An 18401-nucleotide genomic window follows, 5' to 3' on the forward strand; every position below is an offset into this window, starting at 1 on the left:
ACTCTGTCAGTAAATTTTTTAATGTCTAAACTCTTGCCTTTGTGAAATTGCGACAATTTCTTTAGCAACAGCTTCACCATTATGAAAGGCTCCGCCGTCACGAAGTTCAAGGAAGTTATTAGAGATAACGTTGACCTCTTCTGCTTTTAATGCCTCAAAATCATGGTCAACTTGAACCAGATATTCATCAAATTTATTCGTATTCATGTATTCTTCAGGAACTTCTTGAATATTCACCAAGACAGTATCAATCACTTTTGCCCCAATATGTTCATTTAATACTCGAACATGGTCAGCATCTGAAAAACGTTCTGTTTCCCCACGCTGAGTCATGATATTACAAACATAGACAATTTTAGCCGAGGTTTTCCAAAGAGCCTCGCAGATTTCTGGAATAACGATATTAGGTAAAATCGAAGTAAAAAGTGAGCCAGGTCCCAAGACAATGGTATCTGCTTCCATAATTGATTTCACTACATTTTTGGACGCAACTGGACTATCACCACTAGCTGTTTGAGTTAAATAAACATGGTCAATCAATCCCTTATAGCTAGCAATATGACTTTCACCTAAGACCTCATGACCATCCTTAAAAACAGCATGTAAGGTCAACGCGGCATCAGACGAAGGATAAATTTTCCCTTCCACATGAAAAAATTGAGCTAATGTTTGAATTGCACGATAAGTTGAACCCTGCATTTCAGAAACTGCTGCAATAATTAGATTACCCAGAGGATGACCAGCTAATTCACCATCAGATTTATCAAAACGATATTGTAAAATATCAGCATAAAACTTGGGCATATCTGACATGGCAATCAATACATTACGCAAATCACCTGGCGGTGCAATATTCACCGCTGAACGAATTCGCCCAGAAGACCCACCATCGTCTGCCACAGTTACAATAGCCGTTAAATCAATTTTTTCTTTACGAAGTGCTTTTAAGACAACTGGAATTCCAGTTCCTCCACCAATAACTACAACTTTTGGATTGCTCATGAACGATTTACCGTTTCCTTTCTACGGTCTTTATCTCTATGACTGACATTGAGATGCCATTTATCCTTCAAAGCCGCAGAGACTCTTTCAGCAAAAGCAACCGACCGGTGTTGACCACCCGTACAACCAAAAGCGATTGTTAAAACTGATTTACCTTCTTTTTTATAAGCTGGAAGAATTGGAACTAACATTTTCATCAAATTTTCATAAAATTCTTCCGACTGTGGATGTTCCATAACATAGTCATAAACTTCTTTATCTGTTCCGTTTTTATCACGTAATTCAGCAATATAATGCGGATTTGGCAAGAAACGGACGTCAAAGACTAAATCGGCATCTAAAGGCAAGCCATACTTAAATCCAAATGACATAACTTCAATTCTAAATGTAGATTCCGTACTAGAAGCAAATTTTTGTAAAATTCTTGCTCGAAGATTTCTTGGAGTCAATTCGCTTGTATCAATAACCACTTCTGAAAGATTTTTTAAATCAGCTAAAATTTCACGTTCTTTAGTAATTCCATCAAGCGTTCTACCATCAATAGCAAGAGGATGACTTCTTCTAGTTTCCTTATATCTTGAAACCAATTCAGTATCATTTGCATCTAAAAATAAAAGTTTGAAATTAACAGACCCGTTATCAGTCAATTCAGTCACAATACTTTGAATATCTTCAAAGAAAGCGCGTGAACGCATATCGACAACCAAGGCAACTTTATCAATCTTATTATCTGGTGTATTCAAAAGGCCCACAAATTTTTCAATTAAATTTGGTGGCATATTATCTACCGTGAAATAACCCATGTCCTCAAAGGATTGAATGGCAACCGTTTTACCTGCCCCAGACATCCCTGTAATAATCACAATATTGAGTTTATTCTCCATTTCTCTCCTCCATTTTCATCTTACTCTTTTAAATTTTTTCTTCAATAAATCTTACTACTTCAATTTTTAATAATAGGTATCAGAGCATTGGTGCAATTAAACGAGCTAAACCTTCTTTAAAACGAACTAACTTAGAACGTTCTTCATAACGCTCTAAAGTTAATGGACGACTCAATTTCAAATCCTTCATAAAATCATTTCGTAATTTTTGAGAAATGTCATAATCATAGATAACAACATTAGCTTCAAAACATAATTGCAAACTTCGATAATCTAAATTAGCTGACCCAACTGAGGCATACTCTCCATCAATAATTAATGTTTTAGAGTGAACAAATCCATTTTCGTAAGTATAAACTTTCGCGCCATATTTAACTAAATCAGCAGCATGGAAATAAGTCGCCCAATAAACCAGTGGATGGTCCGGCTTATTTGGAATCAATAATTTAACCTGTACACCCGATAACAATGCTAATTTTATAGATTCATGTAAAGCATCAGACGGAATATAATAAGGGGTTTGAATGATAATTTCTCGCTCTGCACCCGAAATCATCTTCATGTAAGTTAATTTGATTTGCTCCTTGTCCTCATCTGGTCCCGAAGTCACAAGTTGAGTCGCTACATGACCTTCAACAATCGAATCTGGGAAATAAGGCTCTCCCTCGGTCACTTCAAAATGATGTTGAGAATTCCAGTCTAAAATAAAACGATGTTGTAGGCTATAAACAATATCACCAGTCAAACGTAAATGATTGTCACGCCAATAGCCAAATTTCTTTGTAATTGAAGCATATTCATCACCAACATTAAATCCACCCGTGTATCCAATAATTCCATCAATAACTACAATTTTACGGTATAAACGATAGTTTGTTCGTGGATTAACTAAAGGCATAATTAATGGAAAAAATTGCGCTACATGCCCACCAGCCTCCTGAAGTTCTTTAAAATTAGACATTTTTGATTTATTTGAACCCCAAGCGTCAATTAAAAGTTTAACTTCGACTCCTCGTTTTGCAGCTGCAAGTAAAGCATCATAGATTTCATGACCCATTCGATCCATCCGAAAAATATAATATTCCATATGAACATGATGTTTTGCTTTATTAATATCCTCAATCAGAGCATTAAATTTCTGACGTCCATCATTGAAGATTTTCACACCAGTATTTGTTGAAATAATTGATTTTTCTTCAACATAAAGCATATGAATCAACTGACCAATTACATGATTTTGTCTCATTTTTTTAATAAATAATCGATCTGTGTAAGATTTTTCAGCATGTTCTAATTGTTTTTCAAAACCCAACTGAAACCTTTTTCGGTCTTTAAAAATACGATAATGCGAAATGCCACGTCCAATGAGTAAATATAAAATAAAGCCTATGATAGGCAGTAAATTAACTACAAAGAGCCATGACCAAGTTGCCGCTGTTGATTTTCTTTCCCTAAAAATAATGACAAAGGATAATATAACATTAAGGAAAAAAAGCGCCAGCTCAAAAAGTGCAATAAAACTCAAAATAATCTCTCCCAATCCCCCAGTTTACTTCCTCTATTATATCAAAAAAAGCGGTATTAAACCGCTCTTATTATTCTCATTCATTTTTATTTTGCTTTTTTCAATGCACCAAATAATAGGCCTGAAACAATTGCGCCAATCAAGATGAACAAGAGATAAAGTAAAGGATTGTTTGTCAAAGCGAGAACGAAGACTCCACCATGTGGTGCCATCAATTTAATGTTTGCCATACCAGTCAAACCACCGGCTACTGCTGCTCCAATCATAAATGATGGAATTGCGCGTGCGGGGTCAGATGCACCAAACGGAATTGACCCTTCAGTGATGAATGAAAGTCCCATAACGATATTTGTCAAACCAGCATTGCGTTCTTCTTTAGTAAATTTATTTTTAAACAAGATAACAGCGACTGTAGTTGCGAGTGGTGGAACCATCCCACCAGCCATAACGGCAGCCATTGTTACTGAACCACCAGTTGAAACTGTTGCTGCTAAAGTACCAGTTGCAAAGATATAAGCAGCTTTGTTAATTGGACCCCCAAGGTCAATAGCCATCATTCCACCAACAACTAAACCAAGTACAAGGGCAGATGCTCCTGATAGACTCGCTAAGAAGTTAGAGAGACCGGTATTAATTGCTGCCATTGGGATATTGACAAAGAGCATTAGGAAACCTGTAATAAATGTTCCAACTAATGGATAAATCAAGATAGCTTTAATTCCATCAAGTGAACGAGGAAGTTTTGCAAAAGCTTTACGTAAAAGGATAATGACACCACCGGCAAGGAAACCACCAACTAGGGCTCCTAAGAAACCAGACGGAATCATTTTAGCAGGATCTAAATGACCAAATGCAAGACCAGAAGATGCCATAGAACCAGCGACAAAACCAGCAACTAAACCAGGTTTATCAGCAATAGAGTTGGCAATGAAACCAGCTAGAACAGGTAACATAAAGGCAAAAGCTGCACCACCAACATTTTTAAAGTAAGCTGCTAAAGGATGATAAACTCCTAGATTAGCCAATTGACTTTGAGGAACTCCCATTGCTTGGTCAATCAAGAAAGCAAGAGCAATAAGTATCCCACCACCAACAACGAATGGAAGCATTGCAGAAACCCCACCCATTAAGTGTTTATAGAATGCTTTTCCTAATCCACCAGATGATTCTTCTTTTACTTCATCAGATCCGTCTGCTTCATAGATTGGTGCTTTACCTGAAAGTGCACGATTAATTAATTCTTCCGTATCTCGGATGGCATGTGCAACTGGAACTTGAACCATTTCTTTACCAGCAAAACGATTCATTTCAACTTTCTTATCCGCAGCCACAATAACAGCATCTGCTTTTTGGATATCAGCTGCACTTAATTTATTATCAATTCCACGCGCACCATTGGTTTCAACTTTAATTCCAACGCCCATTTCCAAGGCTTGTTTTTTAAGCGCTTCTTCAGCCATATAAGTATGAGCAATACCCGTTGTACAAGCCGTTACAGCTACAATATAATGTTCAGCATTTTCAACAGTCTTAATTTCTTCTTGTTTTTCAGAAAAAAGCTGAATGACCTCTCTTGGATACTCAACTTTTCTCAAACGATCTTGGAAACCGTCTTTAAGAAGATAAGTTGAAAGTTGTGCTAAAGCTTCCAAGTGAGTATCATTAGCACCATCTGGTGCTGCTATCATGAAGAAAAGATTGACAGGTTGTCCATCTAATGCGGCATAGTCAACACCAACTTTTGATTTTGCGAAAAGAACGACTGGCTCATTTACCGCTGTATTTTTACTGTGAGGCATTGCAATTCCGTCGCCAAGTCCGGTTGAAGTCTGTGCCTCACGGGCCATAATTCCTGCTTTAAAAGTTGCGAAATCATTGACATAACCTTCAGAAACTAATTTATTGACCATTTCATCAATAACGGCTTCTTTGCTAGTTGCTTGGAGGTCAAGAATCATAACCTCTGTTTTAAGTAAATCTTTTATTTCCATCATTTCACCTCTGAAATATTAACTTTTTTATAAATTTCTTCCAAAAATGCTCGGCTTGGCATATCATCTGAGAATGCCTTTGAAGTTCCACAAGCGATTGCTTGTCTAAATGCTAATAGCGGGTCTTTAGACTGGCTATATTCAGCTAAAAATCCTGCAACGGTCGAATCACCAGCACCAATAGAATTTTTTAACTCTCCTTTAATCCCTTGAGCAAAATAAACTTTCTCATTTGTAAAGAGGAGTGCTCCATCACCAGCCATTGATACGATAACATTTTGAGCACCCATTTCTAAAAGTTTTTGACCATAAGGAATGATTTGCTCATTATTTTTGAAGCTTGTTTCAAAGATTGCTTCTAGTTCTTCTCGGTTTGGTTTAATGAGTAGGGGATGAGCAGGAAGCGAATCAAGTAATTTTTGACCATCAACATCCATGACAAAAGTTGCTTTTTGCTTTTGGACTTTAGCAATCAAACGCTCATAGAAATCTTCACCAAGACTTTTAGGGATTGTACCTGCAAAGACAACGATATCATCTTCTTTCAAATGATCAAATTTTTCAAGAAAATGATTAATTTCACTTTCTTGAAGTTTTGGTCCAGCCGCATCAAGACTTGTTTCGTTTTCCTGACTTTTCAGCTTGACATTAATTCTTGTCAAATCTTCTATTTCTGTGAAATCCGAATCAATCTGATTCTCATTTAAGAAATCTTTAATATATTGACCAGAAAATCCACCTAGAAAGCCTAGTGCCTTGCTTTTGGCACCTACAAGACTTAGCATGCGACTTTCCATAATTCCTTTACCACCTGCTGAAATCTGTGTTTTCCCTGTTCGGTTCACCTCACCAAGTGCTAACTCTTCATAATTCATGAAGTAGTCAAGTGCTGGGTTGAGTGTTACTGTATAAATCATAATTCTCCTTTATGTAAGACGTAGGTTTGCAAATACTAACTTTTAGTGAAATTTTTTTCACACGATTCATTTAAAAACAAACGCTAATTGTTCTCGGTAATTAATTCAACTTCTTCAGAATTAGCAAATTTGACAAAACTCATTTGTCCTAATTTAGAAGAATCGGCTAATATGAAAGCATTCTGGCTTTGTTTGACTGCTAGTCCTTTTATTGCTGCTTCTTCATGGTCTGGCGTCATTGCTCCGTGTTCATTGTCAAAGCCGTTAGCTCCAACAAAAGCACTATTGAATTGATAAGCAGAAAGTTGTTCTAAAGCCTGACTCCCAATTATTGCATCTGTTACCTTTTTCACTCGTCCACCGAGCAGATAGACGATTAATCGGTCATCTGTTAATTTTGCCAAATGACTGACAGAGTTGGTTACAATCGTTAAATAAAGATGAGATTGATTGATAAGTTCAGCTAAGATACCAGTTGTAGTCCCAGCATCTAAAAAAATAATATCCCCATCTTTAATTTTCGATAATGCTTTTTGAGCGATTTCTTCTTTTTCTTGAATGTTTTTGGAAGTTTTTTCGGAAATACTTAATTCTTCCGATAAGTCTTGTGTAAGTTCTGCACCACCATGAACTCGTCTTAAAGATTTTTCTTTTTCCAATTCATTCAAATCTCGCCTAAGCGTCGATATAGAGCAATCCATTAACGTAAGAAGTTCTTCAATCGTTGCTCTTCTTTTTAATTTTAGATAGTCAACAATCCGTCTTTTTCTTTCATTTGCTAACATTTCCATCTCCTGAATTCGTTTACAAAAATCATTATAACACCTTTATCTTTCAAAATCAATCATTAACTATCATTTTCTTCCAAAAAAACTCAAAAATAAAAAACTATCTAATAATAGTTTTTATTTAAAATGTTCAAGTAATTGATGAGCGCTTTCCAAATAGTAGTCAACAGCAACTTTTAGAGTTTCATCTTGAACGACCATATCAGCAAAATGAAGTCCAGAGGCCCCTTGTTCATTTGAACCTATAAAAGCAAAGACACTTGGAGCTCGCTTTTGATAATTAGCAAAGTCTTCCCCCGCACTTGATGGCTCTGGATATACCACTTTATCATGCCATTGCTCGGTTCTTTTCCTGATAACATCTGTCAACTCGAAATCGTTGAACGTGAGGTCCGCTTCCATTAACCATTTAATCTCTAGTTCAACATCATAAGCTTTTGCAGTGGCCTCGATAATTTGACTGAATCTTCTCTTTGTTAAGGAACGTACTTCATTGTCAAAAGTTCTTATTGTCCCTTCTAAGCGGGCATTGTTTGGTAAAACATTCCAAGTATTTCCGGCTTCAATGTGTGTGACAGATACAACAGCAGCTCTCAGTGGTGAAATATTTCTAGAAACAATTTGTTGTAGATTTTGAACGATCGCAGCACTAGCTAAAATCAAATCTTGACCTTCTTGCGGATATGCCGCAAGACTTCCTTGACCTCTTATTAAAATTTCAAAACGTTCAACGGCTGCCATTACTCCACCCTCACGTAAGCCAATTACTCCAGCTGACAAAGTAGGCATATTATGGTAGCCAATGAAAGCTTGAACATCTGAAACTAATCCTGTTTTTAGAACTTCTTTGGCTCCTTCGCCAATTTCTTCGGCAGGTTGAAATATAAGTTTGATTGTCCCACTAAACTGACTTTCCTTCTCTTTTAGAATTTTAGCAGCTCCTAAAAGACTAGTCATATGTAAGTCATGACCACAAGCACGCATTGCTCCTTTGTTTACAGAGGAAAATTCTAATCCTGTTTCTTCTAGAATAGGTAAGGCGTCAATATCTGCTCTTAGCGCAATAATCGGTTTTCCTGAGCCAATTTTTGCAACAAGTCCTGTTTTAAGCTGACTATCTATTATTTCAATTTGCCAATCTGCTAATTTTTGACGAATAAATTTTGTCGTTTCAACTTCTTTTTCTGATATTTCGGGATGGGCATGAAGATAATGTCTAATTTCAACAAGCTCTTGGTATAAATTTTCTTCAATCATAAGAATAATTGTATCAAAAATAGCGAAGGTTGCTCCTTCGCTATTTCTTGTGACTTCATTTAATTTTTAAATCAGACCCGCATCTTCTAGAAGTTCTTCAATATATGTTCCTTTGATTTTCTTAAGTCCAACTTTGAGCGCTTGTTTTTTAATAAATGAGAGCTCTAAATCTTCTAATTTTTGCTTATCTGATAGATAGTAGGCTGAACTTGCTAAAGTTCGTAAATCATAAGCCGAAGCATAGACTTCCGGAACACCGCGATCAACATTTAATAATTGATAAACAGCTTCCATCGCAGTTCTGACTGAATACTCGGTTGTAAAGACTGTATCACGCTCAGTTTCCGCAAAATTTCCTAAAAACGCTAAATTGATTGATTGTTCAGGTACTACAAGAGGGCGATCCCCTGGTTCACGAAGCATGAAATAAGAAGTAATGAAGGGCATATATACTGGGATTGTATTAGTATTTTCTTTAACAAATACTTCAATTTCTTCTTCTGGCATTCCTAAATGATAAAGTAATTCTTGAGTGATTTCTTCACCTGTACAATCTTCAATTGGTTTTTTGATATAGTTCCCAGGTGTATTTGAAAGAAGACCATAAACCCAAGTTACTGTTTCTTGGTCATTTTGTTCTTTAAAATGAGGTTGGCGGTGAGTTGTAAATGAAAGGAGCCAATTTGAATCTTTAACAGTAATAATTCCTCCTGTGACAACTTTTCCTGAACGCAATTGACGATGTGTTAATTTTTCAAAATAAGGTTGAATCTTTAAATTTTTCCAAGTGACAGTTGCTGATACAACCCAAGCTTCTTTTGGAATGTCCTTACAAAAAACATCTGGATGTCCAAATTCTTCTGATTGTTTAGCTAAATTTTGCCAAAGTTTCCAAGAGCCACCAAGTTCACTAGTTTTCGGAGCGGCTTGTGTTGGTGAACCTTGAGTTGAACTTTCTGTAATTGAACCATTTGTGACAAAAACTAAGTCATTTTCTGTCAGTTCTTTTATTTTTTTGTCAGCAAATACAATAGCTTTTGCTACCTTTTTGCCATTTGAAAAGTCAACTTCAACATTTTCAACCTGTGCTCCATATTTAAAATCAACTCCATGATCTTTTAAGTATGAAATTAATGGTTTTACTAGCGATTCATATTGATTATATTTTGTAAATTTTAGGGCAGAAAAATCAGGTAACCCCTCAATATGGTGGATGAAACGCATAATGTAACGACGCATTTCAATAGCTGAATGCCATTTTTCAAAAGCAAACATTGAACACCAATAAAGCCAAAAATTTGATTCGAAGAACTCATCAGTAAAGCAAACTTCTATTGTTTTACCTACAAGTAGTTCTTCTTTAGTCATGAATAATTTGATTATTTCTTCTTGAGCTTTTGGACTTAGGGTAAATTTTCCATCATCATCAACCCGTTCACCACGATTATGGATAATACGACAGTTAGATGAATTTGGGTCATCCCGGTCAATTCGATAAAATTCATCTAAAACAGATGCATTGTCCACTTCTAATGACGGAATTGTTCGGAATAAGTCCCAAAGACATTCAAAATGGTTTTCCATTTCACGTCCACCACGAACAACGAAACCATCATGTGGAATAAAGGAACCGTCAAGAGAACCTCCTGACAACGGTAACTCTTCTAAAATATGAATACGGTCCCCTGACATTTGACCGTCACGAATTAAAAATACTGCTGTTGCAAGCCCTGCAAGGCCTGCCCCAATAATATAAGCTGATTTTTGATCAACATTTTCTGGTTTTCTTGGGTGAACGAAAGCTTCATAATTTCCATTTGTATAACGCATAATAATTAACCTCCTCTAATCTAAACAACATCAGTTTGACTAAATTTTTTAGTCTCTTTACTTCTAATTCTCCTCCAATCTCTTACTAATTTCATCATAGTACAAGAAGAAAATGATTGCAAGAATCTGAAATAGTTTTTAGACAACATGTCTATTTTGTCCAATTTTTATAAAAAAAAGCACTGAAAAAAGAATCAGTGCTTTTATAAATTATTATTTGCTTTCTTCAAAGTCACCATCAAATGTATTATCATCTTTTGGAGCTTCTTGAGCATCAGTTGCTTGTCCAGCTTCACCTTGAGCTGCATTTGCTTGTTCATAAAGTTTTACAGCGAGGTTTTGAGCGATTTCAGAAAGTGCTTCTGATTTAGCTTTGATATCATCAATATCTTCACCTTCAAGCGCTTTTTTGAGTTCTTCTTTAGCTTCTTCAGCTTTTTTAACTTCAGCTTCTTCTACTTTTCCTTCAAGGTCTTTCAAAGTTTTTTCAGTTTGGAAAACTAAAGCATCAGCTTCATTACGTGTATCAACTTCTTCTTTACGTTTTGCATCAGCGTCAGCATTTGCTTCAGCATCTTTCATCATTTTATCAATTTCTTCATCAGAAAGACCTGAGTTTGATTTGATAACGATTGTTTGTTCTTTTTGTGTACCAAGGTCTTTAGCTTTAACAGAAACAATACCATTTTTATCAATATCAAATGTTACTTCGATTTGTGGAATACCACGTGGTGCTGCAGGGATATCTGTTAATTGGAAACGACCCAAAGTTTTGTTATCAGCTGCCATTGGACGTTCACCTTGAAGGACATGAATATCTACAGCAGGTTGATTATCAGCAGCAGTTGAGAAGACTTGTGATTTAGAAGTTGGGATAGTTGTGTTACGGTCAATCAATTTTGTGAAGACACCACCCATTGTTTCAATACCAAGTGAAAGTGGAGTAACGTCAAGGAGAACAACATCTTTAACGTCACCAGTAATCACACCACCCTGAATTGCTGCACCCATAGCAACAACTTCATCAGGGTTTACTGATTTATTTGGTTCTTTGTTTGTTTCGTGACGAACAAGTTCAACAACAGCAGGGATACGAGTTGAACCACCAACCAAGAGAACTTCGTCAATATCAGAAGTTGACAAGCCAGCATCAGAAAGGGCTTGGCGAACTGGTTGACGTGTCGCTTCAACAAGATCATGTGTCAATTCATCAAATTTAGCACGAGTCAAAGCCATTTCCAAGTGAAGAGGGCCAGCAGCACCAGCTGTGATGAATGGCAAGCTGATTTGAGTAGTTGTTACACCTGAAAGGTCTTTTTTCGCTTTTTCAGCGGCATCTTTCAAACGTTGCAAAGCCATTTTATCTTGGGCAAGGTCAATTCCGTTTTCTTTCTTGAATTCGGCAACCATCCAATCAATGATTTTTTGGTCAAAATCATCACCACCGAGTTTGTTGTTACCAGCAGTTGCAAGAACATCAAAGACACCATCACCTAGTTCAAGAATTGAAACGTCGAATGTACCACCACCAAGGTCAAATACAAGAATCTTTTCATCTTTATCTGTTTTATCAAGACCATAAGCAAGAGCTGCTGCTGTTGGTTCGTTAACGATACGTTCTACTTCAAGACCAGCAATTTTACCAGCATCTTTAGTTGCTTGACGTTGAGCGTCATTAAAGTATGCAGGTACAGTGATAACTGCTTTTTCTACTTTTTCTCCAAGATAAGCTTCTGCTGTAGCTTTCAAGTTTTGAAGAATCATTGCTGAAATTTCTTGTGGTGTATATTCTTTACCATTTGCAGAAACTTTTTCAGATGTTCCCATTTTTGATTTAATAGAAATAATTGTTTCTGGGTTAGTTACCGCTTGACGTTTTGCAGCGTCACCGACAATGATTTCACCATTTTTGAAAGCTACAACTGAAGGTGTTGTACGATTTCCTTCTGGATTTGGAATAATTTTTGATTCAGTTCCTTCAAGAACTGCTACTGCTGAGTTTGTTGTACCAAGGTCAATACCGATAATTTTAGACATATTATTAAATCTCCTTTATTTCTTATTACTTATGAATAGTTTAAAGACTTTGCGGTCAATTTATTTTTTAATTTACTGTGCTACGACAACCATTGCTGGACGAAGTAAACGTTCGTGAAGTTGGTAACCTTTTTGGAAAACTTGCACGATGCTGTCAGCTGGATGTTCATCATCAGCTGGAACAGTTTGAACAGCCATATGAAGATTATGGTCGAAACTTTCATAAGAAACTTCTTCAACGCCTTCTTCTTTAAGCGCTGAAATCAAGCTTTCTTGGACCATTTCAAGGCCTTTTTTTACATCATCCGTTAATCCTTCAACAGCAAGTGCACGTTCAAGATTATCTAGTGAAGATAAGATTTTTTTTGCTAAATCTTGTGAACGATATTTGATAAGTTGCAAACGTTCTTCATTTCCACGACGTTGTACGTTTTGCATTTCTGCAGAAACGCGAAGGAATTTATTTTCCCACTCAGTCGCTAACTTTTGTGCTTCATCAAGTTCGTTGATTTCTTCTTCAACAATATCCTCAAGTGCTTCCTCTGTTAACTCCTCAGTCACTTCTTCATCAACTTTTTCATTTTTGATTTCTTCTTTAGTTTCTTCGGACATAGGCCCTCCTTTTTTAAATAACTTTTTTATCATTTACTAATTTCATAATGGTTACCATCAAGATAACGATAATAGTCACTCAGCTTCATAGTTAAAACTTTAGCAACTAAGTCAAGAACTGATAACGTCCTTTGATAATCCATTTCTACAGGTCCAACGACTGTTAGAGTACCAAAACCGCGATATGGAATAACAAATTTTTGCGAAATAATCGTTAAATTTTTCATGTATTTTTCGTCATTGTCAAATTTAACGGCACGCATTTCATCGTTATTAGTGATCTCGCGAATTTCATGAAGCATCCGTTCATCATCGCTAAAGAGTTTATATAATTCTGCAAGATTGTCAGTTGCATAATCAAAGATATTTTTACGCCCAGCGACGGTCAGCCGTTCTTTGAACAAATCATCAAAAATTGATACAAAGAGTTGGAGAACTTCACTCGTAACTTTGAAATAACGTTGAACAATCTGTGGAATCTCTGTTCGTAAAGTATAGTGAATATCAATCACTTTTTTACCAACCAGACGTTCTTTAACTAGATTACTAAAGACTGCTAAATCAGCTTCGGTCATCGATTTTGGAAGAATAAATTGATTTGTTCTTACTTCACCAGTCCCTAATGTTATAACTGAAAGTACTGAATGACTATCCAGCATGACCATTTCAAATGAAACTAATTGTTGGTCACGTTGGGGAGCATTAAGAACAAAGCTTGTCAAACCAGTGAGTCCTGATAAACTTTTAGCTGCTGTTTTAAACAGGTCAGATAGGCGATAAAAATCACCATCAAAAGCTTTCATCACTTTAAATAAGTCATTTTGACTAAATTCATCTAACTGGATGACATTTTCTACAAAATACTTATAACCTGAAACACTTGGAACACGTCCACTTGAGGTGTGTTCTTTTTGAATCAAGCCTAGTTTTTCCAAAACTTTCATGTCGTTTCGGATTGTAGCGCTAGAAGCTTGAATACTATCAAGGAGCGACTTTGAACCGATTGGCGTATGCTCTTTGGCATAAAGAGAAACAATCAAATTTAAAATTTGTCTTTGACGTTCTGTAATCATGACTACTCCTTTCTCCACAGATAAGAAGTTCGGCAAAACTTCTTTCGCAAGCTCAAAAATTTCTTGAGCCTTTGACTTCTGTTTAGTATCTACAAGCTTTTTTCTGTTTTAGCACTCTTCATCTCTAAGTGCTAACAAATTTATTATAACCCTTTGTTTATACCTTGTCAAGCAAAAAGACATAAAAATTAGCACTCTTTTTATTAGAGTGCTAATTTCATTTATAAAAGATTGGAATCTTTGGATGTTTGCCAAATATTCATGACTGTAATTACCATTACAGCAATGACAAAGAGGCTTTCATACTTTACTTCATGTTGAATGAAAAGTATGGCATAATCTATAATCAAAAGTGCCGAAATAATTTCTAAAAGTATAAAAGTAAAACGCCAAAATTTCAATAATAGAAAGATTAATAAAGCAAAAATCAATAAATAGATTAAACTTTGCCAACTCGTAATTGTTGACGAAATTTTAGTCGTTAATGTTTTTATATTTGTCGATAAGTTATTAAAAAATTGACTAAAGAAATTATTATGAACAAGGAGAACTTTAATCATTTCCGAGACACTGTAAATAAATAGAGCAACATTAACATAGAGTAGAAGTCTGGTTCGGTTTAGCATGATTTCATTTCCTTTATGCTGGTAATAGTTTTAGATATTCTTCTAAAGTAAGATTGTGTTCGGTCATATATTTAGCATTTTCTAAACCAACATATCTAAAATGCCAGTCTTCATAACCAATTCCTGTCTCTGCCTTTTTCCCTTCTGGAAAACGAAGAACAAATCCATATTTGGGAGCAATTGCTGCAACTTGTTTTGCATATTGACTCTCATTTAGGCTATCAATATTACTCATATCAATCGCTAATCCTGTTTGATGTTCTGAACTTCTTGGCGGCTGAGAATAAGTTTGTACATTTTTTATCGCTTCTTCTTCTGAAATTGGATTTCCACTTGAATTTACTGTTCCTTGACCATTCATTTCTGCTTGGACATAAGATTGATAAAGCCCTTCTTGATATGAGACTGACCGATAACCTGAGATTAAATGTTCAGCTGGTGATATTTGTTGGGCTGCTGCTAAAAATTGTTGAACCGCTGATGCTATCCTTTGATCAACTTGAATCCCATTTACGGTTGCCAGTGTTGGGTTCATTTCATCTTTAGGTGATTTTCGACTCACCAATACTAAATCCCAATCTGATTGTTTAGCGTCAGGTAAATCCTTTTTCTTTGCCGCCTCTTTAGATGACGAAATACTTGTTTTTTTAGATGATTCGTTTGTTGAATTTGACTTATCATTGGTGATAAAAATAAATCCCAAAGCACAAACGATCAAAAGAACAAGCACGATTAAACTAAATGTTATTCTTCTTTTCATTTTTTAGCTAACTTTTCACTCCCTATTTCTCGATAAGACATGTCTCCAACTTTTCCAATGGTAAATTTTCCATCCTCAAAACTTAAATGAGTGACAGAACCATTATCAAGACCATGTGGACGAGGGAGTTCTGGGTGAGCGAGTTTTACAAAAGTTCCAATGGTCATTCCATGGCTGACAATAACAATATTTTTAGCCCCTTTTGCTTCAGATTCCTTGGCAATATCTGTAAAACCATCCATGATACGTCCTGAAAGTTTTTCCCATGGTTCAGCCCAGCCAGCAGTATCAACTTCAAAAATCGCATTAGCAATTACTTCATCTGGAGGAAATTCGTCGGTATGATGATTTCCAGTTTCGGTAAATATTCTTGGTAAAACGCCATCAAAAAGTTCTCCGTCATAGCCACCATCAAATGAACCAAAACACCACTCACGGATTCTTTTATCATAAGTGTATGGAATTCCTTCATTATCAGAATTAGCCAAGATAAAACCCATTGTCTGGATTGTACGTCCAGAATCAGATGAATAAGCTCGGTCAAATTTAATGCCTTTTTCTTTGAAGCCTAGACCAAGTTCAATAATTCCTTGTTCTCCTGCCGCAGTTAAAGGTGTATCAGACCAACCTTGCGCTCTGCCAATTGTATTAAACATTGTCTTCCCATGTCGAACTAAATAAATATTTACCATTTCTACTCCCTTTTTATTGATTCTAACAAAAAAATTACGATAGGATATTTCTATCTATATAGAAAATTACAGCCATTCCTGTTTAATTGTAAAGTAGGAACCTCTTATCTCACCTGCGAGTTTTGAACGTTGGCGTGCAAATTTGAATTTTCCCTCAAGTTCTTTGGGGATTTCCATACCCACTGACAACTTTATTCCAACTGCCCGTTTTGGTTTCTTGCCCTCTTGTCCAACTTTTTCATAGAGCAGATTTAAAACCATACCGTCTTCGTAATAGAATTCAGGCCAATAGAGTTCATCATTTTCATAGATAGCAACTTCGAGTATTTTTGCTGAAAATTTTAAATTACGTTCTTCAAGTAAAATTTTCTCAAACAAAGCGACTTCGTCGGCTTTTTCATGAGCTGGATATGTGAGATACTCAAATTTATACTTATTCCAAAAATAACGTGCTTCATTAGCTCGTAAACCTGCTAAAGAATCGGCTACCGGCGAAGTTTCCAAGCCAACTGTTTCTAAATCTTTAAAATTCACTTTGTAAGCCATAAAATAACCTCCGTATTTTTTCACTTCTTCCATTATATCATTTTTGGAAGCGCTCATCATTTTTTAGAAATGTTTAGGAGCTAAATTTTAAAAGTATTTTTAGTTTTTAAATGAATGAATTGGTGCTGGAATTTGACCGCCACGAGCAATAAAATCTGCTGACGACGCTTTGTTTACTTTCATAACTGGTGCTACACCGAAAAGTCCACCAAATTCAATTTGTTCGCCTTCTTTGCCCATTGGAATAATCCGTACTGCTGTCGTTTTTTGATTAATGACCCCGATGGCGGCTTCGTCAGCAATCATTGCTGCAATGGTAGATGCCGGTGTTTCTTCAGGAATTGCAATCATATCCAAGCCAACTGAACAAACACAAGTCATGGCCTCTAATTTTTCAATATTCAATGCCCCAGAATTGACAGCGGCAATCATTCCTTCGTCTTCTGAAACTGGGATAAAGGCGCCTGAAAGTCCACCAACACGTTCAGCTGCCATAACTCCGCCTTTTTTCACAGCGTCATTAAGCATGGCTAGGGCGGCTGTTGTTCCATGAGTCCCAACAGTTTCAAGTCCCATTTCTTCCAAAACGCGTGCAACCGAATCGCCAATTGCTGGTGTAGGTGCAAGTGATAAATCAACTATTCCAAATTCAACATTAAGTCTTTCTGAAGTCATTTGACCAACAAGTTGACCAATTCTTGTAATTTTAAAAGCTGTCTTTTTAATGGTTTCAGCTAAAATATCAAAAGATTCTCCGCGGACTTTTTCAAGAGCACGTTTAACTACACCAGGTCCTGAAACTCCAACATTGATAATCGTATCTGCTTCCCCAACTCCATGAAAAGCTCCTGCCATAAATGGATTGTCTTCAACGGCATTAGCAAAGACAACAAGTTTGGCATTGAGCCATTTATCACCTTTAGACATGATTTTAATGGTTTCACCCATATCTCGAACTGCTGTCATATTAATACCTGTTTTAGTTGAACCAACATTTACCGAAGCACAGACGCGCTCAGTTGCTGCTAGGGCTTTAGGCATTGATTTAATCAAAATTTCATCACCTTTTTGATAACCTTTTTGCACAAGAGCAGAATAGCCACCAATAAAGTCAATGCCAATCTCTTTTGCTGCACGGTCCATCGCAAGAGCAAGTGGTGTGTAATCATCAGCAGCTGTTGCTGCTCCAATAATTGCAATGGGTGTTACAGAAACACGTTTATTAACAATTTTAATACCGAGTTCATGTCCAATCTCGTTACCTACTTCAACAAGTTTTCCTGCTTTTTTGACAATTTTTTGATAGATTTTTTCAGCTGCTTTATCAATATCAGCATCGATACAATCAAGAAGACTGATTCCCATTGTTATTGTGCGAATGTCGAAATTTTGTTCTTCAATCATCGCAATTGTTTCTTTGATATTTTGAATATCCATTATTTAATTTCCTTAGTTTTGATTAAAATTTTACTGACAGAAATTTTTTTCGTGCTGTCAGTAAAAATACTTTTAAATAAAAGTCATTTATTGGCTAATTTTTTTCTGTCAGTAAATTATAATTTGTGCATGGCGTTAAAAATTGCTTCATTTTGAACATGAATATTGACACCCAAGGCTTCACCTTTTCTTGAAAGTTCTGCTTGAAAGGCTGAAAAATCACTATTTTGTGTTTCAACTACCATCATCATGGTAAAAGCTCCACTCATCAAGGTTTGTGAAATTTCAATGATATTTGCTTCAAGTTCTGCCAATGTTGCTGTGACTCCAGCAACAATCCCAATTTTATCTGCTCCTACTACTGTTACAACTGCGCGCATTTTGTTTCTCCATTCAAATTTTTATCCTATTATAACATTTTTAT

General features: G+C 36.1%; 17 protein-coding genes. All 17 read right to left on the minus strand.

From position 1 onward, the window contains the following. Positions 1 to 18 precede the first annotated feature (18 nt). The 17 genes from PYW37_RS07885 to PYW37_RS07965 all read right to left on the minus strand — a co-directional run bounded on the left by PYW37_RS07885 (position 19) and on the right by PYW37_RS07965 (position 18357). Positions 19 to 1002, minus strand: coding sequence for a gluconeogenesis factor YvcK family protein (locus tag PYW37_RS07885; protein ID WP_025016630.1), 984 nt, complete (start codon positions 1000 to 1002; stop codon positions 19 to 21). Then, the gene (gene rapZ / locus PYW37_RS07890) at positions 999 to 1886 is read right to left on the minus strand and encodes an RNase adapter RapZ (protein ID WP_012897599.1); all 888 of its coding nucleotides are present in this window, start codon (positions 1884 to 1886) and stop codon (positions 999 to 1001) included. Before rapZ ends, PYW37_RS07885 begins: the two co-directional genes overlap by 4 nt. A 79-nt stretch (positions 1887 to 1965) precedes the next feature. Further along, the gene (gene cls / locus PYW37_RS07895) at positions 1966 to 3411 is read right to left on the minus strand and encodes a cardiolipin synthase (protein WP_044009652.1); all 1446 of its coding nucleotides are present in this window, start codon (positions 3409 to 3411) and stop codon (positions 1966 to 1968) included. Between the two features lie 86 nt (positions 3412 to 3497). Beyond that, the gene (locus PYW37_RS07900; RefSeq protein ID WP_023189394.1) at positions 3498 to 5402 is read right to left on the minus strand and encodes a PTS fructose transporter subunit IIABC; all 1905 of its coding nucleotides are present in this window, start codon (positions 5400 to 5402) and stop codon (positions 3498 to 3500) included. Then, on the minus strand, positions 5402 to 6319 hold the full coding sequence (gene pfkB, locus PYW37_RS07905) for a 1-phosphofructokinase (protein ID WP_003130937.1): 918 nt from the start codon (positions 6317 to 6319) through the stop codon (positions 5402 to 5404). The genes PYW37_RS07900 and pfkB overlap by 1 nt, the downstream gene beginning before the upstream one ends. A gap of 83 nt (positions 6320 to 6402) precedes the next feature. Beyond that, positions 6403 to 7104, minus strand: a complete 702-nt coding sequence (locus tag PYW37_RS07910; RefSeq protein ID WP_010905655.1) for a DeoR/GlpR family DNA-binding transcription regulator — start codon at positions 7102 to 7104, stop codon at positions 6403 to 6405. Between the two features lie 120 nt (positions 7105 to 7224). Further along, positions 7225 to 8364, minus strand: coding sequence for a M20 peptidase aminoacylase family protein (locus PYW37_RS07915; RefSeq protein ID WP_044009643.1), 1140 nt, complete (start codon positions 8362 to 8364; stop codon positions 7225 to 7227). A gap of 66 nt (positions 8365 to 8430) precedes the next feature. Then, the gene (locus tag PYW37_RS07920; RefSeq protein WP_044009642.1) at positions 8431 to 10194 is read right to left on the minus strand and encodes an oleate hydratase; all 1764 of its coding nucleotides are present in this window, start codon (positions 10192 to 10194) and stop codon (positions 8431 to 8433) included. A 213-nt stretch (positions 10195 to 10407) separates the two neighbouring features. After that, positions 10408 to 12231, minus strand: a complete 1824-nt coding sequence (dnaK, locus tag PYW37_RS07925; RefSeq protein ID WP_010905652.1) for a molecular chaperone DnaK — start codon at positions 12229 to 12231, stop codon at positions 10408 to 10410. A gap of 72 nt (positions 12232 to 12303) precedes the next feature. Beyond that, on the minus strand, positions 12304 to 12843 hold the full coding sequence (grpE, locus tag PYW37_RS07930) for a nucleotide exchange factor GrpE (protein ID WP_012897593.1): 540 nt from the start codon (positions 12841 to 12843) through the stop codon (positions 12304 to 12306). A gap of 29 nt (positions 12844 to 12872) precedes the next feature. Beyond that, positions 12873 to 13916, minus strand: coding sequence for a heat-inducible transcriptional repressor HrcA (gene hrcA, locus PYW37_RS07935; protein ID WP_025016632.1), 1044 nt, complete (start codon positions 13914 to 13916; stop codon positions 12873 to 12875). Positions 13917 to 14137: 221 nt separating this feature from the next. Further along, a complete protein-coding gene (locus tag PYW37_RS07940) occupies positions 14138 to 14542 on the minus strand; it encodes a hypothetical protein (protein WP_017864407.1) in 405 nt (134 codons plus the stop codon). Between the two features lie 13 nt (positions 14543 to 14555). Further along, positions 14556 to 15302, minus strand: a complete 747-nt coding sequence (locus PYW37_RS07945) for a M15 family metallopeptidase (protein WP_025016633.1) — start codon at positions 15300 to 15302, stop codon at positions 14556 to 14558. Further along, complete coding sequence (locus PYW37_RS07950) at positions 15299 to 15994, minus strand: histidine phosphatase family protein (RefSeq protein WP_003130927.1); 696 nt, start codon at positions 15992 to 15994, stop codon at positions 15299 to 15301. The genes PYW37_RS07945 and PYW37_RS07950 overlap by 4 nt, the downstream gene beginning before the upstream one ends. Before the next feature lie 66 nt (positions 15995 to 16060). Beyond that, on the minus strand, positions 16061 to 16540 hold the full coding sequence (locus PYW37_RS07955; protein ID WP_025016634.1) for a hypothetical protein: 480 nt from the start codon (positions 16538 to 16540) through the stop codon (positions 16061 to 16063). A 99-nt stretch (positions 16541 to 16639) separates the two neighbouring features. After that, the gene (locus tag PYW37_RS07960) at positions 16640 to 17977 is read right to left on the minus strand and encodes a PFL family protein (RefSeq protein ID WP_025016635.1); all 1338 of its coding nucleotides are present in this window, start codon (positions 17975 to 17977) and stop codon (positions 16640 to 16642) included. A 116-nt stretch (positions 17978 to 18093) separates the two neighbouring features. Continuing rightward, positions 18094 to 18357, minus strand: a complete 264-nt coding sequence (locus tag PYW37_RS07965) for an ACT domain-containing protein (protein WP_003130922.1) — start codon at positions 18355 to 18357, stop codon at positions 18094 to 18096. Positions 18358 to 18401: the final 44 nt, after the last annotated feature.

This window comes from Lactococcus lactis (assembly GCF_029023865.1).
In the GTDB taxonomy this organism is placed as follows: Bacteria; Bacillota; Bacilli; order Lactobacillales; family Streptococcaceae; genus Lactococcus; species Lactococcus lactis.